General features: G+C 51.0%; 18 protein-coding genes. 11 read left to right on the top strand and 7 right to left on the bottom strand.

All coding sequences use genetic code 11. The annotated features are described in order from the left end of the window. Window positions 1-333: 333 nt before the first annotated feature. From nudK to H4F65_RS09785, 6 genes are all read left to right on the top strand, one after another. The gene (gene nudK / locus H4F65_RS09810; RefSeq protein WP_010282468.1) at window positions 334-915 is read left to right on the top strand and encodes a GDP-mannose pyrophosphatase NudK; all 582 of its coding nucleotides are present in this window, start codon (window positions 334-336) and stop codon (window positions 913-915) included. A gap of 381 nt (window positions 916-1296) precedes the next feature. Continuing rightward, window positions 1297-2562 carry an ABC transporter substrate-binding protein gene (locus H4F65_RS09805; protein WP_010282469.1) on the top strand — a complete coding sequence of 422 codons (1266 nt, stop codon included), beginning with the start codon at window positions 1297-1299 and terminating at the stop codon, window positions 2560-2562. A 63-nt stretch (window positions 2563-2625) separates the two neighbouring features. Beyond that, window positions 2626-3507 carry a carbohydrate ABC transporter permease gene (locus tag H4F65_RS09800; RefSeq protein ID WP_039312682.1) on the top strand — a complete coding sequence of 294 codons (882 nt, stop codon included), beginning with the start codon at window positions 2626-2628 and terminating at the stop codon, window positions 3505-3507. Between the two features lies 1 nt (window position 3508). Continuing rightward, on the top strand, window positions 3509-4321 hold the full coding sequence (locus tag H4F65_RS09795) for a carbohydrate ABC transporter permease (RefSeq protein WP_010282473.1): 813 nt from the start codon (window positions 3509-3511) through the stop codon (window positions 4319-4321). A 36-nt stretch (window positions 4322-4357) separates the two neighbouring features. After that, a complete protein-coding gene (locus H4F65_RS09790) occupies window positions 4358-5443 on the top strand; it encodes an ABC transporter ATP-binding protein (RefSeq protein WP_010282474.1) in 1086 nt (361 codons plus the stop codon). Window positions 5444-5654: 211 nt separating this feature from the next. After that, entirely contained in the window at window positions 5655-7178 is a 1524-nt protein-coding gene (locus H4F65_RS09785) for a glycosyl hydrolase 53 family protein (protein ID WP_010282481.1), read from the top strand. A 195-nt stretch (window positions 7179-7373) separates the two neighbouring features. On the opposite strand, the gene H4F65_RS09780 is transcribed toward H4F65_RS09785, so the two are convergent. From H4F65_RS09780 to rpiB, 7 genes are all read right to left on the bottom strand, one after another. Continuing rightward, complete coding sequence (locus H4F65_RS09780) at window positions 7374-8411, bottom strand: LacI family DNA-binding transcriptional regulator (protein WP_010282484.1); 1038 nt, start codon at window positions 8409-8411, stop codon at window positions 7374-7376. 226 nt (window positions 8412-8637) lie between these two features. After that, complete coding sequence (gene licT, locus H4F65_RS09775; protein ID WP_010282486.1) at window positions 8638-9507, bottom strand: BglG family transcription antiterminator LicT; 870 nt, start codon at window positions 9505-9507, stop codon at window positions 8638-8640. 147 nt (window positions 9508-9654) lie between these two features. Further along, on the bottom strand, window positions 9655-11082 hold the full coding sequence (locus H4F65_RS09770) for a glycoside hydrolase family 1 protein (RefSeq protein WP_010282489.1): 1428 nt from the start codon (window positions 11080-11082) through the stop codon (window positions 9655-9657). Between the two features lie 65 nt (window positions 11083-11147). Continuing rightward, a complete protein-coding gene (locus H4F65_RS09765; RefSeq protein ID WP_039319099.1) occupies window positions 11148-13052 on the bottom strand; it encodes a beta-glucoside-specific PTS transporter subunit IIABC in 1905 nt (634 codons plus the stop codon). 314 nt (window positions 13053-13366) lie between these two features. Next, window positions 13367-15361 (bottom strand): transketolase, encoded by a 1995-nt coding sequence (gene tkt / locus H4F65_RS09760; RefSeq protein ID WP_159398222.1) that lies wholly within the window; start codon window positions 15359-15361, stop codon window positions 13367-13369. 15 nt (window positions 15362-15376) lie between these two features. Continuing rightward, window positions 15377-16327 (bottom strand): transaldolase, encoded by a 951-nt coding sequence (gene tal / locus H4F65_RS09755; protein ID WP_010287804.1) that lies wholly within the window; start codon window positions 16325-16327, stop codon window positions 15377-15379. Between the two features lie 212 nt (window positions 16328-16539). Beyond that, window positions 16540-16998, bottom strand: coding sequence for a ribose 5-phosphate isomerase B (gene rpiB / locus H4F65_RS09750; RefSeq protein WP_014914261.1), 459 nt, complete (start codon window positions 16996-16998; stop codon window positions 16540-16542). A gap of 544 nt (window positions 16999-17542) precedes the next feature. On the opposite strand from rpiB, the gene H4F65_RS09745 reads away from it, so the two are divergent. Genes H4F65_RS09745 through H4F65_RS09725 form a run of 5 tightly spaced genes read left to right on the top strand, consistent with a single transcriptional unit; the run spans window position 17543 to window position 23204 of the window. Continuing rightward, the gene (locus H4F65_RS09745; RefSeq protein WP_010284295.1) at window positions 17543-18925 is read left to right on the top strand and encodes an MFS transporter; all 1383 of its coding nucleotides are present in this window, start codon (window positions 17543-17545) and stop codon (window positions 18923-18925) included. 1 nt (window position 18926) lies between these two features. After that, window positions 18927-20699, top strand: a complete 1773-nt coding sequence (gene lerK, locus H4F65_RS09740; protein ID WP_010284298.1) for an L-erythrulose kinase — start codon at window positions 18927-18929, stop codon at window positions 20697-20699. Further along, complete coding sequence (gene lerI / locus H4F65_RS09735; RefSeq protein WP_010284301.1) at window positions 20696-21475, top strand: L-erythrulose-1-phosphate isomerase; 780 nt, start codon at window positions 20696-20698, stop codon at window positions 21473-21475. Before lerK ends, lerI begins: the two co-directional genes overlap by 4 nt. 16 nt (window positions 21476-21491) lie before the next feature. Beyond that, window positions 21492-22319, top strand: a complete 828-nt coding sequence (locus H4F65_RS09730; protein WP_010284303.1) for a sugar phosphate isomerase/epimerase family protein — start codon at window positions 21492-21494, stop codon at window positions 22317-22319. Window positions 22320-22346: 27 nt separating this feature from the next. Next, window positions 22347-23204 carry a phosphogluconate dehydrogenase C-terminal domain-containing protein gene (locus tag H4F65_RS09725; protein ID WP_010284305.1) on the top strand — a complete coding sequence of 286 codons (858 nt, stop codon included), beginning with the start codon at window positions 22347-22349 and terminating at the stop codon, window positions 23202-23204. Window positions 23205-23386: the final 182 nt, after the last annotated feature.

The following is a 23386-nucleotide window of genomic DNA, read 5'->3' as shown; positions in this document are numbered from 1 at the left end:
GTTGCGATAAGTGCGTTATGACGAATTGACGGTGGTTATAGGGCGACGAAAACGCAGCTGACTTCCCGGAACGTGAGTTACTGAAGATTCAGTATAGACGATGCACACATACCGGATGGAAGGGGCGGTCGGATTGGCGAGGATTTCACGTTATATAAATCATGTGGTTAGCGTCTATTGAATGAGATGTTTCCGTATGGTTTAAGCTGCACTGCCCGTTTATGCAGGGGCTAAAAGGGGATATGATGAATTTGCACCGTTGTAATGAAAACGATTGTAACGAAGCGTTATCATCGAAAAGTCCCTTCAGTCATCGAGCATCGAGGTGTTTGCATGTCGTCTCCCATTGATATCGTCGAAAAGAAGCTGCTATCCGATAATTGGTATATTCTTAACAAATATACATTTGATTTAAAAAGAAATAATGGTGGCGTCGTGCGCCAGGTTCGTGAGGTTTATGACCGTGGTGATGGCGCGACGATTCTGCTGTACAACCGGGCGAAAGGCACGGTGATTCTGACACGACAATTCCGTATTCCTACCTACGTCAACGGCAACGAAAGCGGCATGCTGCTGGAAACCTGCGCGGGTTTGCTGGACGACCATTCGCCCGAAGAATGTATCCGTAACGAGGCCATCGAAGAAACTGGCTATGCGATCGGCAACGTGGAAAAGCTGTTCTATGCCTACATGTCGCCGGGCAGCGTGACGGAACGCGTGCACTTTTTCGCAGCTGAATATGATGAGTCGCAGAGGGATAATCTGGGCGGTGGCGTGGAAGATGAAGATATCGAGGTGTTGGAACTGCCGTTCAGCGAAGCCGTCGCGATGATGAACGATGGCCGGATTAAAGACGGCAAGACCATCATGCTGCTACAGCACGCGATCATCCGCGGCTGGTTTGCCAAGGCATAGGCATGTTTTGCGGCACACGGGTATCCCATGTGCCGCTTGATTTTCTGTGGTAACGCTTTCATTTTTGCGTAATTCCACGATGAAGGTGTGATTATGGTTAATATGAGCTGATTAACCTTTTTATACTGTCATTTTTTGTTTTATTTTCAATGGTATGTGTCGGTTTTTGTTTTTGTTTTCATCATTTTTATTGGCTGGTATGGGCTTTATGGGAGGAAAATTTTCCTAAATTTTTTGTATTTAGATCGAATATTTAGTCATTTTTCTCCCTGTTGTGTGACCCGTATCACCGGATGAAAGAATGTAAGCGGTGTAACTCGTTGCTTCATTATGCAGTAACTCATATTCTCTCTTTACAAAAAGTAAAGAAGGACTGCTCTGATGAAGATCAAGAATAAAGTATCTACCCTATTTGCAGTTTCATTCCTCACGCTGGGCTTATCGAGTCACAGCCTGGCTGCTGAAGTCACCGTGTGGGCCTGGGATCCTAACTTCAATGTTGCGGCAATGCATGAGGCATCGTCGATATATAAAAAAGCCGATCCAAGTTTTAGTCTGAAAGTGATCGACTCAGGTAAAGAAGATATTGAGCAGAAATTAAATACCATGTTGGCTTCAGGGGTTAAAAACTCGCTTCCTGATATTGTGCTTATTGAAGATTATAATGCTCAGAAATATCTTCAGGCTTATCCTGATTCGTTTATTCCATTACAAGATGCTATCGATTACAGCCAGTTTGCACCTTATAAAACGAAAGTGATGACGGTAGGGGATAAGGTATACGGTGTTCCTTTTGATTCCGGCGTGGCGGGAATGTTCTATCGACTCGATTATCTGGAGGCTGCCGGATATAAAGAGAGTGATATGGTGAATATTACCTGGGATAAATATATTGAGATCGGTAAGCAGGTAAAAGCGAAAACCGGTGTTGATATGCTGACCTACGATATGAATGATGTGGTTCTCCCTCATATTATGATGCAGTCCGGTGGAGAATGGTTCTTCGATAATCAAGGACAACTCAATCTCACCAAAAACAATGCACTGAAAGAAACGTTAAAAACGATTAAAGCGATTAATGACGCGAAAATTGCACGTCCTATCTCAGGCTGGTCGAGTTTTGTCGGGAGCTTTAATGCCGGAAAATCGGCGAGTGTGGTTTCTGGCGTATGGGTGATTGGCTCCATTAAAAGTGCTGAAGATCAGAAAGGAAAATGGCGTGTCGCGCCGATCCCACGGTTGAACCTCGATAAAGCGGTACATGCTTCCAATCAGGGGGGATCGAGCTGGTATGTCTTAAAAGGTGGCAAAAATACTAAACAGGCGATTGAATTTTTGCAGAAAACCTTTGCGGCAGATAGCAATATGTATCAAACCCTTTTGGTTGATCGCGGTGCGCTCGCCACCTTCCTTCCCGCCACTTCCGGCCCTGCTTATGCAGTAAAGGATCCGTTCTTTGGTGGTCAGCCCGTGTTTGCTGATTTCTCTAAATGGGTGACTGAAATTCCACAGGTTTCCTACGGAATGTATACCCAGGAAGTTGATAACGCCATTGCTGCTGAAATACCTGCATTACTGAAAGGCGATTCTGTTGATGACGTTTTAAAACGCGCCGAAGCGACATTAAAAAATCAGATTATGCAGTAGCGAGTGTGAGCTTGAGGGCGGCAAGCCCTCAAGTATTTCTCTCCAGAAATCGATGGTGTGATAATGATGTATAAACCTAAAATGAATAGGCTTTATAACATCAACGGCTGGGCTTTTGTCGCTACCGCTGTTGGGTTAATTGCCTTAATGACGATATACCCTATTTTCAAATCACTGTGGCTTTCTTTTCAGTCTGGCCGTGGTGTGGTGACACAATTTGTTGGCCTGGGAAATGTCATTCGTTTATTCAGTGACCCTATGTTCAAAACGGCACTTTGGAATACCTTAACGTTTCTGGTAATCCAAGTCCCCATTATGATTCTATTATCACTGGCTATTTCTTCTTGTTTGAACTCGTCTCAGCTTAAATATCGCCAATGGTTTAGAATAGCGATTTTTTTACCCTGTGTAACCTCACTGGTGGCCTACTCCATTCTTTTCAAGAGCATGTTTGAATTGGATGGTGTGATTAATTCATTCTTGCTGTTTATTCATGTTATTGACGATCCGATTCCGTGGTTATCCGATCCTTTCTGGGCGAAAGTGACCATCATTATTGCCATTACATGGCGTTGGACGGGTTATAATATGATATTTTATCTTTCCGCTATGCAGAATATTGATAAATCGATTTATGAGGCCGCCCGAGTTGATGGCGTCAGCCCAATTAAGCAGTTTTTCTTCATCACCATACCTTTATTGAAGCCGGTTATTCTTTTTACCAGTGTGACATCAACCATTGGCACATTACAGCTGTTTGATGAAGTCATGAATATTACCAATGGTGGTCCGGCAAATGCGACGCTGACGTTATCGCTTTATATTTATAACTTGTCATTCAAATTTGTACCGAACTTTGGCTATGCGGCAACGGTTTCATACGTCATTGTTGTTTTTTCAGCAATATTGGCGCTGATTCAGTTTAAAGCAGCACGGAAGGGATAATATGAGAAAAAGTAAAATTAACAGCATACTGATGCATATTTTTCTCGTGCTGATGAGCATTTTCTCGCTTTTCCCATTCTATTGGATGGTGGTATCGAGCACGAATAGCACCACTCAAATCAACATGGGTAAATTCACGTTTGGCGATCAATTACTGGTCAACTTTACCAATCTGACGAGTCAGGTGGATCTGGCGCTGGTGTTTTGGAATACCTCAAAGATTGCATTGATCAGTACGGTGTCAACGCTGGTGGTGTGCTCTATCGCGGGTTATGCCTTTGAGATTTATTCCAGCAAGAATCGTGAACGTGTCTATGTGGCGCTATTAACGACGATGATGATCCCGTTTGCGGCATTAATGATCCCGCTTTTCACCATGTTTGGTAAGGCTGGCTTACTGGATACGCATTTTGCCGTTGTCATGCCGACGGTGGCAGGCGCATTTATTATTTTCTACTTTAGGCAATGTACGAAAACATTTCCGAGAGAGTTGATCGATGCGGCGCGCGTGGAAAGTGTCGCGGAGTGGAAAATTTTCCTGTATGTCTACGTACCGATTATGCGAGCCAGCTATTCCGCTGCGTTTATCATTGTTTTTATGACGTCATGGAATGCCTTTCTCTGGCCGCTTATTGTCCTCCAGTCTAATGAATTAAAGACGATTAATCTGGTGTTATCCAGCTTTGCTTCCGCCTATTCTCCAGACTTCGGGCTTATTATGGTGGGAACGGTTATCTCTACTCTTCCTAGCTTACTTATCTTCTTCGCCATGCAAAAGCAATTTATCGCAAGTATGACGGGCGCAGTGAAGTAATGCGCGCGCAATGGCAAATTAAGTTTGAGGTTCAACATGGCTGATATTTTATTAAAAAATATAGTGAAGCGTTACGATAAGATTGAAACAATCCATCGTATTAATCTTGAGATTAATTCAGGCGAATTTGTGGTCTTCGTTGGTCCGTCGGGGTGTGGTAAATCGACGTTGCTGAGAATGATCGCAGGATTGGAAGAGATCACGGATGGCGAAATTCATATTGATAACCGTTTAGTTAACCATTGCGATCCCGCAGAGCGGGGGATTGCGATGGTGTTCCAGTCTTACGCGCTGTACCCGCATATGACGGTGGCTGAAAATATGGGATTTGGGTTGAGAATGAACGGGCACCCCAAAGCGGAAGTCGAAAAAATGGTGCGTAAGGCCGCGATGACGCTCCAGCTAGAAGCACTGTTAGACCGCACACCGAAACAGTTGTCTGGCGGTCAACGTCAGCGCGTTGCGATTGGGCGTGCCATTGTGCGCGATCCCAAAGTGTTCTTATTCGATGAGCCTTTATCGAACCTCGATGCCGAATTACGCGTGGAAATGCGTTTACAGATCGCCCGGCTTCATCAGGAAATGCGTAACACCATGGTTTATGTGACGCACGATCAAGTGGAAGCTATGACGCTGGCGGATAAAATTGTGGTGTTAAACAAGGGATATATTGAGCAGGTTGGGACACCGATGGCGCTCTACCATAAGCCAGAAAATCTTTTTGTCGCTGGTTTTATCGGTTCGCCGAATATGAACTTTCTACCTGGCGAAGTGCTACAGGTTGAAGGGAGCAACGTGAATATCTTGATCAATAAGCTCAATACACTTTCCGTTAATCTTGCTAACCACGGATTGTGCGTCGATCAGAAAATTACCGTGGGTATTCGCCCTGAACACCTGAGTATTGACCCGAATGGCGGGGACGTCAGCTTGTCGATCACTAGTGAGGTCACTGAAAGGTTGGGTAATGCTACCTATATTTTTGGTGCGTATTCTGGCGTTAATAATTTCAAGGTTCATTTGTCGGGTGATAATAATATTGTGCCTTACTCAACGATTCCGCTGACGTGCCGTAGTGAACATCTGCACTTTTTTGATGAAAATGGAAAACGGATTAATTAAAAATAAAATGTCTGTCATGGCGAGGATAACGCCATGGAAAACACCCTATTGAATAAGTGAAAAACTCAGAGAATTAGCTAAGCAGCCATTAATGGCTGCTTGGTTTATTCTGTGAAATTTATTTTTATCAGTGTCACTCTCTATTTTTAATCTGTACCTGGGTATTTATGTAATAAATACCCTTTAAGCGTGTTACCTCAAGGAGAAATGAATGAAAAAGAATAATTATTCAGGAATCATCTCTATATTGTTAATGCTGTTTATAGGGTTCATGTCAGCCAATCTGGCGAAAGCGGCGCAGCCGTTTGCTTATGGCGCAGATATTGGCTGGGTAAAGCAATTAGAAGATCGCGGGGTAAGCTGGCGTGATGATGCAGGAATGTCGCGCGATGTATTACAGATATTGCGCGATCACGGCATAAACGCTGTACGGTTACGCATTTTCGTTAATCCCGACCCCAGTGCGCTATGGCATAAAGATAATACGACCTGGACGATGCTTGGCTATACGGATAAAACCCGCGTGGTGGATGCCGCGCAGCGTGCCAAAGCGATGGGAATGCGCGTCATGGTGGATTTCCACTACAGTGATGTTTTCGCGGATCCGGGTCATCAAATAAAGCCAGCAGCGTGGGCGAACTACAATCTGAGTCAATTAACGACGGCCGTTTATAACCATACACATGAGGTGATGACTGCGCTTATTTCCGCAGGCGTGACGCCGGAATGGGTGCAGGTCGGCAACGAAATGAACCCGGGAATTTTACTCCCGGAAGGCAGTACCAGTCGGTTTGCTAATTTAACGCAGCTACTGAATGCGGGCTATGATGCGGTTAAAGCGGTCAGCCCTTCCTCTAAGGTGATCAGCCATCTGGCGCATGGAAATAATAATTCCAACTCTCGCTGGTTTTTTGACAATTTCCTCACCACGCACGGTGGGAAAACCGATGTGATTGGCTTTTCGTTCTATCCCTACTGGGAAGGGAAAAACTATTGGGAGCTCACTGGCGCTCTGGCGAGCAATCTCAATGATATGGCGAGCCGATATGGTAAGGAAGTCATGGTCGTTGAAGTCGGCGGTTTGGAAACCAACCCGACAGACAGTTACTGGACGATTAGGGATACGATTAATCTTGTTAAAGCAGTGCCGGGAAATAAAGGAATTGGGGTTTTTTATTGGGAACCTGCGGGTAATGCAAAGGTGTTACCGGACGGCTACGCTTTAGGCGCGACGACGCAAGTTTCAACCAATGTATTGCAATTTACCCGAGCGCTGGACGCGTTTGCCGAATCACAAATCAATTTCATCAATGGAACCCGCTATAAGATTGTTAATCGACATAGTGGCAAATCACTTAATGTTGTGAGCGGTTCGCATGAAGACGGCGCATGGGTTGAACAATACAGTGACGGCAACTGGGACAGCCAGCGTTTTTATTTTAACGCGATTGGCAATGGTTACTTCAATCTGGTGAATGTGAATAGCGGAAAGTACATTGATGTTAATTCCAGTGCCAATGAGGATGGTGCACAAATTCTTCAAATGTATAACACCGGCCATTTTAGCCAGCAATGGCTGATTTTGGATGCTGGCGATGGCTATTATAAAATCATGAATAGGAACAGTGGGAAGCTTTTGGATGTTAACAGCCGTTCAACAGAGAACGGTGCCTCCGGTATTCAATGGCATGATAACGGGGGATGGAATCAGCTGTGGACAATAACCGCTAATTGACGCTCTCTGGCCACGTAGTGTGCTTACGTGGCCACTTTATACCCGTCATACTTCAAGCTGCTTGTGCGTTGGCCGCCCTTACTCACCCCAGTCACTTACTTGTGTAAGCTCCTGGGGATTCGCTCGGTTGCCGCCTTCACGCAACTCGAATTATTTAGGGTATATTTGTAAGGATAGGAAAGATAAGGGAACGTATTATAAAAGGGCATCGTTGGGTGTGAAACTTTCGCGCCAAACCATCTCATAACCAATCTGTACGTGTTTTTTGTAATAGCGTCCTGCCACCAATTCTAAAAACAGATCGACGGCGGCTTCGCCCATTTCAGTGGGGTAAAGTCGCATTGTAGTCAAACTGGGATTGAGATGTTGTGCTGTGGGGATGTCATTCATCCCAATCACTTTTATTTGCTTAGGGATGGCAATACCTTTCTCTTGAATCGCCCGGTACACGCCAATAGCGATAATGTCTGTCGCCGCGAACACGACATCAGGCCACTCTTTTTGTTGCAGTAACTCATTCATCGCCTGATAACCGGACTCAATACAGAATAACTGACTGACCTTGCATCGTGACTCGTCGTAGATACCGTGTTTTTGCGTTACTTCCTGAAATACATGCAACCGGCTCTCATTATTTCCTATAAATGCGGGGCGCTGAGCACCGCTATTCACAATGTAATGTAATACTTCGCGTGCAGCCGCTTCTCGATCAAAAAGCACGGCGTCACATTGTTTATCGAGGGGAGCTGAGTCGATAAAAATCAGGTTTTTATTTAATGAAGAGATTAAGGCGATATCGCTATCGCTAAAGTGACCTACGCAAATGATCGCCTGCGCCTGAGCTAAAGTCTGGCTATTGGATGATAAATTGGTGGTGAATAGATTGCGTAACGAAATATTAAAATGGTGGCAGCGGTTTTCAATGCCAATACGCATTGCGGTGAAATAAGGGTCGTTAAGTTCTTCTGAGGGCGTAAGAAAGTGGACGACGGCGAGATTCAATAAATTGTCATTATCCATTTTGAAATGAGAGCGGACAACAAGCGAGTTCTCTAACCTTTTTTTCTGCTGCTTACGTTGTGTAGGCGATAAATATGCCAACTCATGGGCGATTTTCTTGATGAGTTGGCGCTTTTCTTTGGTTATGGACAGGCTGGGATCGTTATTAAGTACACGAGAAACGGTTGAGGCTGCCACCCCGGCTTTTTGAGCGATATCTGTAATCGTTGCCACAAAAAATTTTCCATAATTTGCTTATGAAAATGATAGTAGCCAATGCCTTATTGATTGAACATGCTCAGTACTCAAAAATGCGATGAAATCTTCAGTAATCGCTGCGTCACCTGTATGGCTGTATCCTCTCCAGATGGGGTTATCAGGGATGGGGTCTTGCGCGTGTTGCACTTGTGAGGTCATCAGAACGAGGAGGGCAGCAGCGGCAGGAAAACCGCTTATCAACTTATCGCCGATTGGGCGCGCTTTCCTGTTCTGGGGTGATACGGACGATATGAATAATCAGGTACAGCATTTCATCGTTAGAAATGTCGATGTTGAGCAGGTTGTGAATATAGTCTTTGATCAGTCGGCTGCATTTATAGGCATCAGGATATTCTTTGGTGACCTGCTCAAAAATAAAGTCATCGTTTGAATGAATCAGGCTATTTTCCAGCAGACGCTGAATAAAGAATTGCATATGTGTCAGGAAGCGTGAGTAGTTAATCGACTCTTTATCAATCACGATATGGAAGTTGTACTGAATGATATTAAAGATATCTTTCAGCATTTTGACCGACTGGAGCGTGTTTTCCATATTCTGGACGTCGGTTTGGGCGTTGACCAAATGGAACGCGATATTGCCCGCTTCCTCTTCGGGTAACTCCAGATTCATTTGCTGGTTAATGTCGTTGAGCGCCCGCGAGGCAATCGCAAACTCCTGCGGGTAAAATCGCTTTACTTCATAAAGCAGACGATTTTGTATGCTGATGCCTTTGCGATAGCGCTCAATCGCAAAGCTGATATGGTCGATCAGCGTAAAAAATACCTGTTCGCTCAGGCGACCATGAAGCTGTCGGTTCGCATCATCAATAATCTTATTCACGATATGAACATATTCTTCCCCGACGTGCTCAATCAGACGAGCAAATTCGCGTGGCGATGTGCCGTCCTTGAGAATAAAGGTCTTCTCAATTTTGGTCGGATCGAGAATATCGCCGGTTTTGCTGTTAAAACCGATCCCTTTCCCCATGACAATGATTTCGTTGTTATCTGCATCGGAAGATAACACCAGGCTATTGTTCAGTATTTTTATTGCTTTTATCGGTTCAGCCATCATGCGTTTCTTGAGTGATATCTGTGGGAGCGTCGGTAAAATAATAACTCATTTCTTCTCTTTCATGTTGCGGGGGCGTTTTCCCGCAACATGAGTATTCAGAGTGAGCTTATCCCTGTTTTAACCGCGTGTACTGGGGCGTCAGTATTAGGATTCCCCAGGAAATAGCCGTGCGCCATTTGATGCTATGACACCCTGATACCAGTAAAAACTTTTCTTTTTGATGCGGCGCAGATCTTTCAGATCGAACTCATCGCGGTTCACATAGATAAATCCATAGCGCTTACCGTAGCCCTGATGCGTGCTGACTACATCGATCGCCGACCATGGACAATAGCCAATAAGATCAACACCATCGCTGATAGCGAGCTGCATCTGTTCAATGTGGCGTGCAATAAAATCGATGCGATATTGATCGTCGATCGTCCCGTCGGCCTCAAGCTTATCCGGCGCACCCATGCCGTTTTCCGTAATCAGGATTGGCAGATGATAGCGCTCGTAGGTTTTACGCAGCGTTAAACGCAAACCAATGGGATCGATCACCCAGCCATAAGGCGTTTTATCGACGTGCGGATTCTCCGCCGCGCGATAGACGCCGGGTTCACCCAGCATGATCTGCTGATCGCCCGCGCGGGCGCTGACATCCGATGCATCGCCTTTACTGGCGGCAATGGTGGCGGTGGAGTAGTAGTTAATCGCCACGTAGTCGGGCTTGCCTGACTGTAGGATGTCGTCATCGCCGGGCAATGTCTCCGGCGCGAGACCGCGATCTTCCAGATAACGCCAGGCCAGCGCGTTGTAGCGGCCATGCACCGCGACATCCAGAAAGCTCCAGCAGCGCAGCGTTTCCCAGTTGTGCGCGGCGATGGCATCTTCTGGCTTGCTGGTGGCCTGATACATGGAGGTGGTGTTGATCGCCGGGCCAATCAGGCCGTTGGGCGCGAGTTCGTGGCACAACGCCATGACCTGCGCCTGTGCCAGCATCATGTGGTGGTTCTGCTGATATAGCACCTTTTTGGATGGCAACACGCCACCTTCCGGCAGGCCAATCGCGCCGGGGTGCAGAATCATGGTGTTCTGCTCATTAATCGTCAGCCAGTATTTCACCTTGTCGCCGAAATGCGTAAACAGCGTGCGGGCGTAGTGAACAAAGGCGTCAATCGTGGCGCGATTCTGCCAGCCGCCCTGTGCTTCCAGACAATAAGGCAAATCGAAATGGTAGAGCGTGACGACCGGCTCGATACCGTGCGCGTTCAGTTCATCAATCAGGCTGTTGTAAAACGCGATGCCCAGCGGACTTACTGCACCGGTGCCGTCGGGAAGAATACGCGTCCAGGCAATAGAGAAGCGATAGGCCTTTAATCCCAGTTCCGCGAAAAGCTGCACGTCTTCTTTAAAGCGATGGTAGTGATCGCTGGCCACGGTGAAGTCGGCGGTGTTTTCCGGGTGCAGGCATTTATCAATAATCGACGGGCTTTTCCCCTCGGCCTGCCAGCCTCCTTCGACCTGATAAGCCGAGGTCGAGGCTCCCCACAGAAAGTCCGCAGGGAAGTGTTTTTGCTGTTGGTAATGCATATGTTCTCTCACATCCGGGAAGACGGAAAAGGCATCGGGTAGGGCGCCCAATGCCGTGTGGGCGATTAGGCGTTCACTTTAATGATCGTATCCAGCGGTGCGATCGGCTGTGGTGCGGTACAGATGACGCTGGTGTAGTCATCGCTGTTGATGATCACCACTGGCGTAATCGGGTCGTAGCCCAGACGGGTGATTTCATGCAGATCGAAGCTAATTAGCCTGTCGCCCGCGCTAACCCGGTCGCCCGGTTTGATATGGCCGATAAAGTGCTTGCCGTTGAGATTCACCGTGTCGAGGCCGACATGAATCAGTAATTCCAGACCGTTATCTGTCCGGATACCGACGGCATGTTTAGACTCAAGGAACGTGATGATTTCGCCACTAACCGGCGCGACGACTTCTCCCTTGTCAGGAATAATCGCCACGCCCTGTCCCAGTAAACCCTGTGAAAATACGTCATCGTTGATGTCACTCAGTGCGACCAGCTTGCCGGACAAGGGACTCATAATCGCTTGCTGTTCCGCGTGACTTTCCGCTGCCTGCGGTTTTTTGGCGGTCTCTGTTTCCGAGGTAGATGGACCATTGGTGGTTGGTGCGTCGTCAGTTTCATCCACCGGATCGTCGAATCCCATGATCCAGGTGAGCGCAAACGTGACGACAATCGCAATGGCGCAGGTGATCAGCGCATGGACGATGTTCATCGGGTTTTCACCAATGAAGGCGGGCAGCGCCGCGAGACCCGGTGAAACGAAGGCATAGCGAACCAGCCCGGCCAGCCCGGCATAGATCCCCGCACAGCCCCCGCCGATCATGGCGGCAATCAGCGGTTTCTTCAGCTTCAGCGTCACCCCGTACAGGGAAGGCTCGGTGATACCCAGAAGTGCGGTGAAGCCTGCGGAAGACGCTAGCTGTTTCAAATTCTTGTTCTTGGTTTTAAACGCGACGCACAGCGTGGCTGCACCCTGCGCAATGTTGGAGGCCAGCATGCCGGGCCCGTTGATCATCTCAAAGCCGTTGCGAGTCAGCTGCGAGGTGGCAATTGGCGTCATCGCCCAGGCGGTGCCGGTGATCACCAAAAACGGTTGCAGACCGCCCATCAGCATCGGAATAAGCCAGCTCGCTTTTCCGTCAATGATCGCCGCACCGCTGGCGACCAGATCGTTGAGGAAAATCCCGAAAGGCCCAATCACCACCAGCGCGAGCGGCGCGGTAAACAGCAGCACGATCATCGGCTTGGTGAAAAATTTGATCATCGAAGGCGAGATCTTTTCGGCAAACTGCTCGATGTAAGACATGATCCAGACGGTAAGAATGATCGGCAATACCGATCCGGCATAGTCCGCCAGCCGCACCGGAATACCGATAAAGCTGATGGGGCCGCCGGAGGCCAGTAGCTGAGCTAGATTCGGGTGCAGCAGTGCGCCCGCAATCGTCATCGCCAGAATCGGGTTACAGGCGAACTTGATGGAGGCACCGTAAGCCAGCAGCACAGGCAGGAAGAAGAAGGCTGCATCGGAGATAGTGTCCAGCAGGCGATAGGTCGTGCTGTCAGCGGAAATTAGCCCCGTCAGCTTGAGGATCGCCAGCAGGGCTTTAATCATCCCTGCGCCGGTAATCGCCGGGATAACGGGCGTGAAGGTGGTGGAAATCACGCTAATGATTTGCGAGAAAATGCCGCCTTTCTTTTGCGGTTCTTTATTGCTGGCAGTGCGCTGGCCGTTCATCTCGCCAATCTCGTTCAAAATCGCGCGATAGGTGATTTGGACATCGTTACCGATGACCACCTGAAACTGACCGCCGCGGTCGACCACGCTGATGACGCCGGGGAGTTTGGCAATCGCGTCTGCCTGTACGGCATCGCTGTCGTTGAACTCAAAGCGTAAGCGGGTGGCGCAGTGGGTCAGCTTGCTGACGTTCTGCTTGCCGCCGCTTAACGCGAGGATGTCGACGCCAAGTTTTTGATAATTCATTTTTTGATAATTCATAGTTTTACCCTGTGTTGACGCCAATTAGGCCAAAAAAAAAGACCAAAATAAAAATGCACCTCTAAAAAAGAGGAAATGCATTTTTACTTTGGTCTTGCCTGCCGAAGCAGTAGCACGCCGCGATAAAAATAGGCTGGTGCAACTTATGGTGTTGCGCCGCAATATCAGCATGCGGCGCTGGAGTCATGCAATGTGGTCAGATGAATTAATTGATCTGGATCACAAACAATGTGGCTGCTTGCGATCCTTTTGCGCACGGTATCGCGGTTTTATCGCATCAATTTTACCGCCTCGCTGCTTTACTTCAGCAGCGCCTGCGCTTTTTCAACGACGTTATCGACGGTGAAGCCGAATTCTTCGAACAGCAACTCCGCCGGAGCCGATTCGCCGAAGCTCGTCATGCCGACAATCGCGCCATTCAGGCCGACGTACTTGAACCAGTAGTCCGCGATACCCGCTTCAATCGCTACGCGTGCTGATACCGCTTTCGGCAGCACCGCTTCACGGTAAGCTGCATCCTGCTTGTCGAACGCATCCGTAGACGGCATGGACACCACGCGCACCTTGCGGCCTGCGGCAGTCAGCTTGTCATACGCGCCGACAGCCAGTTCAACTTCAGAACCGGTGGCAATCAGGATCAGATCAGGTTGACCTTCGCTGTCTTTCAGCACATAGCCACCTTTCGCCACGTTCGCCAGCTGTTCAGCCGTACGTGACTGCTGTGCCAGATTCTGACGAGACAGGATGAGTGACGTCGGGCCGTCCTGACGCTCAATGGCGTATTTCCACGCCACCGCCGTTTCCACCTGGTCTGCCGGACGCCAGTTGCTCATGTTCGGCGTCACGCGCAGGCTGGCCAGCTGTTCAACCGGCTGGTGGGTCGGGCCGTCTTCGCCCAGACCGATGGAGTCGTGGGTGTAAACGTAGATGCTGCGGATTTTCATCAGCGCGGCCATACGCACGGCATTACGCGCATATTCCACGAACATCAGGAAGGTCGCGGTGTACGGCACAAAACCACCGTGCAGCGCAATCCCGTTGGCAATCGCCGTCATACCGAATTCGCGCACGCCGTAGTGGATATAGTTACCCGCGTGGTCTTTATCCAGCGAAACCGAACCAGACCAGATGGTCAGGTTGCTCGGTGCCAGGTCGGCAGAGCCGCCCAGGAATTCCGGCAGCAGTTTGCCGTAGGCTTCCAGTGCGTTCTGTGACGCTTTGCGGCTGGCGATTTTCGCCGGATTCGCCTGCAAATCGTCGATAAATTTCTGTGCGTCCGCCTGCCAGTTGGCTGGCAGTTCACCGCCGGTGCGGCGTTTGAACTCGGCAGCCAGCTCAGGGTACGCGCTGGCGTAGGCGGCAAACGCCTCATCCCAGGCCGCTTCCTTACGCTGACCGGCCGGTTTCGCATCCCAGGCGGCATAAATATCAGCCGGAATATCAAACGGCGCGTGCGTCCAGCCCAGCTGTTCGCGCGACACTGCCACTTCTGCATCGCCCAGCGGCGCACCGTGGGAGTCGTGCGTACCCGCTTTGTTCGGTGAGCCGAAACCAATCACGGTTTTGCACATCAGCAGCGACGGTTTGTCGGTCACCAGTTGGGCTTCACCGATGGCGCGTTTGATAGCGTCCGCATCGTGACCGTCCACGCCGCGCACCACGTGCCAGCCGTAGGCTTCAAAGCGGGCCGCGGTATCATCGGTAAACCAGCCTTCAATGTGACCGTCGATGGAAATGCCGTTGTCATCATAAAACGCAGTCAGTTTGCCGAGCTTCATGGTGCCGGCCAGCGAACAGACTTCGTGAGAAATCCCTTCCATCATGCAGCCATCACCCAGGAACGCGTAGGTGTGATGGTCGACAATCTCATGACCCGGGCGATTGAACTGCGCGGCCAGCGTGCGCTCGGCAATCGCCATACCCACGGCGTTGGCAATCCCCTGACCCAGCGGGCCGGTGGTGGTTTCCACACCGGCGGTGTAGCCGTATTCCGGGTGGCCTGGGGTTTTGGAATGCAGCTGACGGAAGTTTTTCAGTTCTTCAATCGGCAGGTCGTAGCCGGAGAGATGCAGCAGGCTGTAAATCAGCATGGACGCGTGGCCGTTGGACAGCACGAAGCGGTCACGGTTGGCCCAGTTAGGGTTGGCCGGATTATGGTTAAGATAATCGCGCCACAGGACTTCGGCGATATCGGCCATGCCCATCGGTGCGCCCGGGTGACCGGATTTGGCTTTCTGCACCCCATCCATGCTCAGCGCGCGGATAGCATTGGCAAGTTCTTTACGAGAGGACATGCTTGACTCCAAAAGTTATAGCTTGGCTGCCAGCAGCGTTTCCAGCTTTTGTTGATCGGCAGCGAACAGGCGAATGCCTTCCGCCAGTTTATCGACGGCCATCGGATCCTGATGGTGTTCCCAGCGGAATTCAGCTTCAGACAGCGGAGAGGGATGATGGAATCCTTCGGTTGACGGTGTTAGCTGACGTTCAACCGGCGCATCGCTGTTTTTCAACTGTTCCAGCAGCGCAGGGGAGATCGTCAGGCGGTCGCATCCGGCCAGCGCCAGAATCTGTTCCACTTTGCGGAAGCTGGCGCCCATGATCACGGTTTGGTAGCGGTGGCGTTTGTAGTAGTCATAGATATTACGCACGGAGATCACGCCGGGATCGTTGTCTGCCTGATAGTCGCTGGTGGGCTGCTTTTCCTGATACCAGTCATAAATCCGGCCGACAAACGGGGAGATCAGAAAGACGCCCGCTTCGGCGCAGGCGCGCGCCTGCGCAAATGAGAACAGCAGCGTCAGGTTGCAGTTGATCCCTTCTTTTTCCAGCTCTTCAGCGGCGCGAATTCCTTCCCAGGTGGCGGCGAGTTTAATCAGAATGCGCGAGCGTGGAATGTCTTTTTCCTGATACATCCCAATTAGTTTGCGTGCTTTGGCGACGCACATCCCGCGGTCAAACGAGAGGCGTGCATCCACTTCGGTGGAGATGCGCCCCGGAATGCTTTTCAGCACTTCTGCGCCGATGTTCACCGCCAGTCGGTCGCTGGCGTTGATGAGCCGCGTTTCCGAGCTACCGCCTTGCTGATTCGCATAGGCAATCGCGTCATCAAACAGCGGTTGGTATTGAGGCAGGGTGGCGGCTTTCAAAATCAAGGACGGATTCGTGGTGGCATCTTGCGGTGAAAATTGACGAATGGAGTCGATATCGCCGCTATCGGCGACCACCACGGTAAATTGTTTAAGGGCTTCGAGTTGGTTCATGAATGAGCTCCTTGATGTAAATAGAGAAATAGCAGCGCAAAACAGAGCCAACACACTGCACCATGAGGTCGTGGAATAATATGCGCTTTTTCCGATTGCTGCGGTTGGGCTGTCTCGACTGAACACTATTTTGCTGCACGGAAAGTCGGCTAAACGAACAGTAAGACGGACGGCCAGCCAGTTTGGGGATAACTGCGGGCCGTCAGACAGGATTACCGATGATTTTCCTGATGCTCGTAGTAGCTGATTTTCTCGACTTTTGGTGCGGATCCACCGCCTTCAAACTCGGCATCCAGCCAGGCTCCGACAATCTCTTTTGCCAGTTCGGGACCGATAACCCGCGCACCGAGTGCGATCACCTGCGCATCGTTACTTTTTCTCGCCCGCTGAGCGGAATAGGTGTCATGGCACTGAGCGGCACGAATGCCGTTGACCTTGTTAGCCACGATGCACATGCCGATCCCGGTGCCGCACAGCAGGATCCCGCGCTGGTGCTTACCGTCTTTAATCGCGTGCGCCAGCGTGTAGGCAACATCGGGATAGATCGGGTTTTCCCCTGTGGGATCGTAGCTGTAGTCGGTCACCGTCAGCCCTTTCTGCTGTAAATAATCAGTAATCGTGTTTTTCAGATCAATCGCGGCGCTGTCTGCACCAATTGCAATCGAGAGCATATCTATCTCCTGCCTGGCTGAGGGTCAAAGTGAGCCTGATATGTCGCTTTCGCTAAGTTGTTTATAAAAAAACATTAATAAACAGACGCTAACGAGAATCTCTCTGCCTGATTCCGTACATTTCCGGCCTTTTCATGGCTAAACATATACCGCTTCTTTCAAATGTTCAATGTGTGATTATTTGTTTTTTGTTTTCTCGGAGAGGAAATGGTGATTAAAAGAGTGATCTTGGTCACTTTTACGGCTTTTAAGGCGCTATTTTACCTTTTTTATACATATTTAGATCATGCTCACAATTTTTAAACAGAGAGATAGGCAAAAGACTAGGGCAAATATATCGTTCATATGTTCACAGTGTGTGTTAATGATCTAAATCTTTAGAGGGCATAACAATGTGTCAGACCTGTATGCAAACCATAAAAAAGACAACAAACAACAAAGGTCACACCGGGTATCGAATGACGAAAGAGGATGAAATGCAGGAACAGCCTGGCGTAGAGGCAATGACAGGGAAGGGATTGGCTATCGGTAGTAAGGGGGCTGTATGAGTAAAGTATCGGCTGCTGCAACGGCGGGGCAATCTGCCACAAAACCGTCCACCACAACACCATCTGCTGTAGAACAATCGGCCATTCGCAAGATCTCCTGGCGTTTGGTGCCTTTCGTCGGCTTGATGTTTTTCATTAACTTTCTCGATCGTACGGCTATTTCGTTCGCGGGACCGAATGGCATGAACACCGATCTTGCTCTCACCGTGGCGCAGTTCGGACTGGCTTCTGGCATTTTCTTCATTGGTTATATTCTGCTGGAAGTCCCAAGTAATCTGGCGCTGCACCGTTTCGGCGCGCGCAAATGGCTGTCGCGAATTATGGTGTCGTGGGGCATCGTGTCATTGCTGTTTACCTGGGTGAGCAGTATTGAAGGGTTATATATCCTACGTTTCCTGTTGGGGATTGCAGAGGCGGGCTTCTTCCCCGGCGCGATCTTGTTCCTCAGTATGTGGGTGCCTGCCCGCTACCGCAGCAAAATACTGTCACTGTTCTATCTGGCACAGCCGCTGACGGTGGTGTTAGGTGCGCCGCTGGCTGCCTGGCTGATTGAGCAGCACGGCCTGTTCGGCCTGTCCGGTTGGCGGGTTATGTTCCTCGGTGTCTCTGTTCCGGCCATTATCGTCGGTATCATTACCTGGTTCTATTTGGTGGATCGTCCGGCCGATGCCAAGTGGCTTAACGCTGATGAGAAACGCTGGCTGGTCAGTGAACTGGAAAGCGAGCATGCCACGAAAAGTCACAGCAAACACCCTAGCGTGATGACCGTGATGTTCAATAAACGCGTCTGGGTACTGTGCCTGATTTACTTCGGTTTTATTTACGGCCTCTACGCGCTGGCGTTCTTCCTGCCCACGATTATCGCGGGTTTCCAACAGCAGTTCGGCACGACGTTCAATGTCATGGATAAAGGGCTAATTACCGCGATCCCTTACTTGCCTGCGGCCATCGTGATGTATTTCTGGTCGCGTGATGCAACGCGCCGCGGCTGTCGTTCATGGCATATCGCCATCCCAGCCTTGACTGGTGCGATCAGCATTCCGCTGGCGCTATTTATGGAATCCCCGACGGCGACCATTGCGGTGATTACCGTAACGGCCTGTTCCATCTTCGCTGCGCTACCTAACTTTTGGACATTACCGACCCAGTTCCTGACGGGAGCGTCAGCGGCGGCGGCCATCGCACTCATCAATACCATTGGCAATGTTGCCGGATTTTCAGCGGGATACATCACCGGTGCGGTGCGGGGGGTAACGGGAACCTACGTGCTGCCGATGATGATTGTCGGTGGGTTGATGCTGCTCTCCGCCGTGTTGATTGTCCTGCTCAGCCGTTCGGATCGGGTATCGAAAGCCGTATCAGCCACACAGGAGCATTGATATGACGTATTTGTTCAACCAACCTTCCGCCTTTGCCCGAGAACTGACCGAAGGCTTTGTGGCGGCGCATGCTGACAAAGTGCGTCAGGTACCAGGCGGTGTGGTTAGAAGCACTCGCAGTCGTGAAGGTGGGGTCGCCATTGTGGTCGGGGGTGGCTCCGGTCACTACCCGGCGTTTGCCGGACTGGTCGGGCAGGGGCTGGCGCACGGCGCGGCGATGGGCAACCTGTTTGCTTCGCCATCGGCCCAGCAGATCTGTAGCGTTGCCCGAGCGGCACACAATGGTGGTGGCGTACTGCTGACGTTCGGTAACTATGCGGGCGATGTGCTTCATTTCGGACAGGCCAAGGCGCGTCTGAATGCGGAAGGTATCCCGTGTGAGCTGTTGGCGGTTACCGATGACATTTCCAGTGCGCCACTGAACGAATGGCAAAAGCGTCGCGGGGTAGCGGGCGATCTGATGGTCTTTAAGGCTGCCTCTGCGGCGGCGGAAGCGGGCTATGATTTGGCCGCCGTACTTGAGGTTGCCGAACGTGCCAACCAGCGCACCCGCTCACTCGGCGTGGCCTTCTCTGGCTGTACCCTGCCGGGCGCGGAACACCCGTTGTTCACCGTTCCTGAAGGAATGATGGCGGTAGGCATGGGGATTCACGGCGAACCGGGTATCCGTGATGTCCCTATTTCAACCGCTGATGAACTGGCTGAGCTGTTGGTCAGTTCACTGTTGAAAGAGGTACCGCAAGGCATCACGACGCTCTCCAGACAGCGGATTAGCGTGGTACTCAACGGCCTCGGCGGGGTGAAATACGAAGAATTGTTTGTAGTTTATCGCCGCGTATCACAACTGCTGGGTGAGCAGGGGCTGACGGTGGTCGATCCGGAAGTCGGTGAGTTGGTAACTAGCTTCGATATGGCGGGTCTATCACTCACATTGTTCTGGCTCGATGAGGAACTGGAGCGTTTCTGGCGTGCGCCTGCTGATGCACCAGCATTCCGTAAAGGCAGTATGTCTCCCGCCGAACCGCTGGCTGAACGGACATTTGCGGCAGAACTCGATGTGATCCCAGCCGCGACGGCGGCATCGAAAGCCGCGGCACACTGTGTTGCGGCGGCGTTGAACGCGGCGCGTGACATTGTACTGGCTAACGTCACTGAGTTGGGACGTATCGATGCCATTGCCGGAGATGGCGATCACGGTATAGGCATGGAGCGCGGGGTGATTGCCGCGGCGGAAAAGGCCGCGGAGATGCTGGAACGGCAGGCAGGCGCTGGCACGTTATTGCAACGTGCGGCAGACGCCTGGGCCGACCGCGCAGGAGGAACGTCTGGCGCAATCTGGGGTGTCGCGTTGAATGCGCTGGGAACGGTGTTGGGTGATGAACAACGTCCTGACGGTCGTCGCGTGGCGGACGGTATACGTCAGGCCAAAGAGAGCGTTATGCATTTCGGTAAAGCGAAACCGGGGGATAAAACGCTGGTGGATGCGCTCATCCCCTTTAGTTTGGCACTGACGCAACGAGTCGAAGCGGGAATGCGCTTGCCAGAAGCCTGGCAGCAGGCTGCGCAGTGTGCCCAACAGGCCGCTGACGACACGGCACAGCTGTTACCCAAAATTGGTCGCGCCCGCCCGCTGGCAGAAAAAAGCCTGGGAACGCCCGATGCGGGGGCGATATCGCTAGCCATGATCCTTGATGCGGTGTCAGCCGTGTTGAACAGCGATACGACGCCAACTCCTTCGCATCAGACGGCGACGCAAGCGGAGAGTGAGCGATGAGTTCGCGCAAATTAACGCTGGGCGTCAGCCTGAAAATGTATTTCGGCTATCAGCAGACACTCGACTGGTGCCAGAAAATCCATGAGATAGCCGAACAGCATCCGCTGGCATCACTGCCCTCAGTCCGGCTGTTTGTGCTGCCCGCCTTCCCGACGTTAGCGCCCGTAGTGCAGCGCTTTGCCCAGTCACCCGTTCATGTTGGTGCACAAGATCTGCACTGGGCGGATAACGGAGCCTTCACCGGAGAAGTGAGCGGCACCATGCTGCATGAAATGGGGTGTCGCTATGTCGAAATCGGACATGCCGAGCGTCGTCGCTATTTTGGCGAAACGGATGAGCATTTCGCGCTGAAAACGGCGGCGGCCTGGCGTAATGGGTTAACGCCTGTGCTGTGCGTGGGCGAGGAGACACGTGGCTCGACGCAACAAGCCATCGACACCTGTCAGGCTCAATTAGACGCTGCACTGAATCTGGCCCAGAAGCAAGAGCTGACGGGCGATCTGGTACTGGCCTATGAACCGCAGTGGGCGATTGGTAGTACGGAGCCTGCCCCGACAGCGTACATCAGCGAGGTCTGTCAGGCATTAAAACAGCATTTTCCAACACAGGCTGGCGTGCGTGAGGGACGAATTATTTATGGCGGCAGCGCCGGACCGGGATTGCTGAGTCAGCTTGGTGACGCCGCTGATGGCCTGTTTTTGGGGCGCTTTGCCCATGACCCGTCTGCGTTTAACGCCATTATGGATGAAGCCTTCACGCTCTGTTCGCAGGCGTAAGTGAGAGGAAATAAATATGGCAATTGGATTAAGTACCTATGCGTTCTTCTGGCGAGCCTCTTCCCGCGTGCCGAATCCGCTGGGGTTGGAAGCCATGCTGGAACAAACCGCAGAGTCTGGTGCGGGCGTTTTCCAGATTTGTGATTACGCGGCGGTGGAAGCACTCTCGTCTGCCGAGTTGGAAAAATTACGGCAGCGCGCGGTCGATCTCGGTATTCAACTGGAATTGGGAACACGAGGGCTCGCCACGGATCACCTGACACGCTATCTCACGATGGCTCGCGCGCTGGATGTCCGTTTTATCCGCACCATGTTCAACACAGCAACACATAAGCCAACACAAGACGAGGCGCTTGCTTTGCTGCGCCGCGTGCTGCCTGAGTTTGAGCAGCACAATATACAACTGGGATTGGAAACTTATGAGCAGGTAAGAACGCGCGACGTGCTGGCGGTTGTTGACGCGATCGACAGTCCGGCTCTGGGAATTTGTCTCGATCCTGGCAACTGTGTTGCCGCGCTGGAGTACCCGCGTGAGGTGATTGAACTAACGGCCTCGCGGGTAGTTAACCTGCACATCAAAGATTTTGCGTTTGCCCGTCAGGAAGGTTGGGTGGGCTTTACCTATTCCGGCTGTCTGCTGGGAACTGGCCTGCTGGATTACGGCGCGCTTCATCAGATCGTACGTCCGAACGAGCGAAACATTAATCAGATCGTCGAGCATTGGCTGCCGTGGCAGGCCAACGCGGAAGAAACGTGCCGTCTGGAAGATGCCTGGACGCGCCATAGCCTGAATTATCTCTACACGCGCAATCCCGATGCGAACCGTTCATCACACATTCTTTGAATATCCCAAATCCGAGGAGTAACAATCATGGCTGCTGAATTAAAAACCATTACTGTACTGGGCGCTGGCGGCAAAATGGGCATGCGTATCTCTGCCAATTTCCAGAAAAGTGACTATCAGGTGTTTTACTGCGAGAACTCGCCGCGTGCGCAGGAGCAAGTGGTTGCCGCAGGCAGAGAATTGTCTGTTGCTGAGCAGGTGATTCCTGAAAGCGATGTGGTGATTCTGGCTGTTCCTGATATTGCCTTGAAAGTGGTCTCTGAACTTGTTGTCCCGCAGATGAAAAGCAACGCGGTGTTGCTGACACTGGACCCGGCGGCGGCCTATGCCAATCTTATCGCCAAGCGTGATGATATCGATTATGCCGTCGCCCATCCGTGTCATCCTTCCGTGTTTCTGGATCGCTTCACGCCGGAAGAACATGCCGATGCATTTGGCGGTGTGGCCGCGCCACAGCACGTTGCCGCCTCTTATGAGGCGGGCAGTGACGAGCAGAAGGCCACCTTAGCTCGCGTGGTTAAAGTGATGTATGGCCCGGTGATTGACGTGCACTGGGTGACGGTAAAACAGCTGGCCTATCTGGAACCTACGCTGGTTGAAACCGTCGCCTGTATGGTTGGCACGTTGATGAAAGAAGCGCTGGATGAAACCATCAACACGATTGGCGTACCGGAGGCCGCGGCGAAAGCTATGCTTTATGGACACATTCAGATCGCGCTGGCGGTGGCTTTCCGCAGTACGAATCCGTTCTCGGATGCGTGTATGATCGCGATTGAATACGGTAAAGAGAATATCATCAAGCCAGATTGGAAGAAGATTTTCGACGAGAAAGAGCTCGATCTGGTGATTGCCAAAATGCTGAAGATTGATGCCATTCAGCGGTAATGTGTCACGTTGCTGGAGTCAGCCTTTTTGTCTGGCTCCGGCGCTTCTGCCTCTGTCCGTTTGCGCCACCATCAGGGATAATCTCGCTGGGCTTGAGCCTCTTCTCCCAGCGTGTAACAATTATTCATTGCGACGGTTTTCATCTGTAGACACAGCGTCTGTATAAACCGATCCCCTTGCGT

The sequence above is a fragment of the Pectobacterium brasiliense genome, assembly GCF_016950255.1.
GTDB classification, from domain to species: domain Bacteria; phylum Pseudomonadota; class Gammaproteobacteria; order Enterobacterales; family Enterobacteriaceae; genus Pectobacterium; species Pectobacterium brasiliense.
The sequence above is the reverse complement of the archived record's forward strand: the minus strand, read 5'-3'. Positions and strand labels throughout refer to the sequence as shown.

What these genes read in the sequence shown, in the direction of transcription:
- nudK (WP_010282468.1), top strand. Translation starts at nt 334, where the DNA reads ATGTCGTCTCCCATTGATATCGTCGAAAAGAAGCTGCTATCCGATAAT.
- H4F65_RS09790 (WP_010282474.1), top strand. Translation starts at nt 4,358, where the DNA reads ATGGCTGATATTTTATTAAAAAATATAGTGAAGCGTTACGATAAGATT.
- H4F65_RS09785 (WP_010282481.1), top strand. Translation starts at nt 5,655, where the DNA reads ATGAAAAAGAATAATTATTCAGGAATCATCTCTATATTGTTAATGCTG.
- H4F65_RS09795 (WP_010282473.1), top strand. Translation starts at nt 3,509, where the DNA reads ATGAGAAAAAGTAAAATTAACAGCATACTGATGCATATTTTTCTCGTG.
- lerK (WP_010284298.1), top strand. Translation starts at nt 18,927, where the DNA reads ATGACGTATTTGTTCAACCAACCTTCCGCCTTTGCCCGAGAACTGACC.
- H4F65_RS09730 (WP_010284303.1), top strand. Translation starts at nt 21,492, where the DNA reads ATGGCAATTGGATTAAGTACCTATGCGTTCTTCTGGCGAGCCTCTTCC.
- H4F65_RS09725 (WP_010284305.1), top strand. Translation starts at nt 22,347, where the DNA reads ATGGCTGCTGAATTAAAAACCATTACTGTACTGGGCGCTGGCGGCAAA.
- H4F65_RS09765 (WP_039319099.1), bottom strand. Translation starts at nt 13,052, where the DNA reads ATGAATTATCAAAAACTTGGCGTCGACATCCTCGCGTTAAGCGGCGGC.
- lerI (WP_010284301.1), top strand. Translation starts at nt 20,696, where the DNA reads ATGAGTTCGCGCAAATTAACGCTGGGCGTCAGCCTGAAAATGTATTTC.
- H4F65_RS09770 (WP_010282489.1), bottom strand. Translation starts at nt 11,082, where the DNA reads ATGCATTACCAACAGCAAAAACACTTCCCTGCGGACTTTCTGTGGGGA.
- rpiB (WP_014914261.1), bottom strand. Translation starts at nt 16,998, where the DNA reads ATGCTCTCGATTGCAATTGGTGCAGACAGCGCCGCGATTGATCTGAAA.
- H4F65_RS09800 (WP_039312682.1), top strand. Translation starts at nt 2,626, where the DNA reads ATGATGTATAAACCTAAAATGAATAGGCTTTATAACATCAACGGCTGG.
- licT (WP_010282486.1), bottom strand. Translation starts at nt 9,507, where the DNA reads ATGGCTGAACCGATAAAAGCAATAAAAATACTGAACAATAGCCTGGTG.
- tal (WP_010287804.1), bottom strand. Translation starts at nt 16,327, where the DNA reads ATGAACCAACTCGAAGCCCTTAAACAATTTACCGTGGTGGTCGCCGAT.
- H4F65_RS09745 (WP_010284295.1), top strand. Translation starts at nt 17,543, where the DNA reads ATGAGTAAAGTATCGGCTGCTGCAACGGCGGGGCAATCTGCCACAAAA.
- tkt (WP_159398222.1), bottom strand. Translation starts at nt 15,361, where the DNA reads ATGTCCTCTCGTAAAGAACTTGCCAATGCTATCCGCGCGCTGAGCATG.
- H4F65_RS09805 (WP_010282469.1), top strand. Translation starts at nt 1,297, where the DNA reads ATGAAGATCAAGAATAAAGTATCTACCCTATTTGCAGTTTCATTCCTC.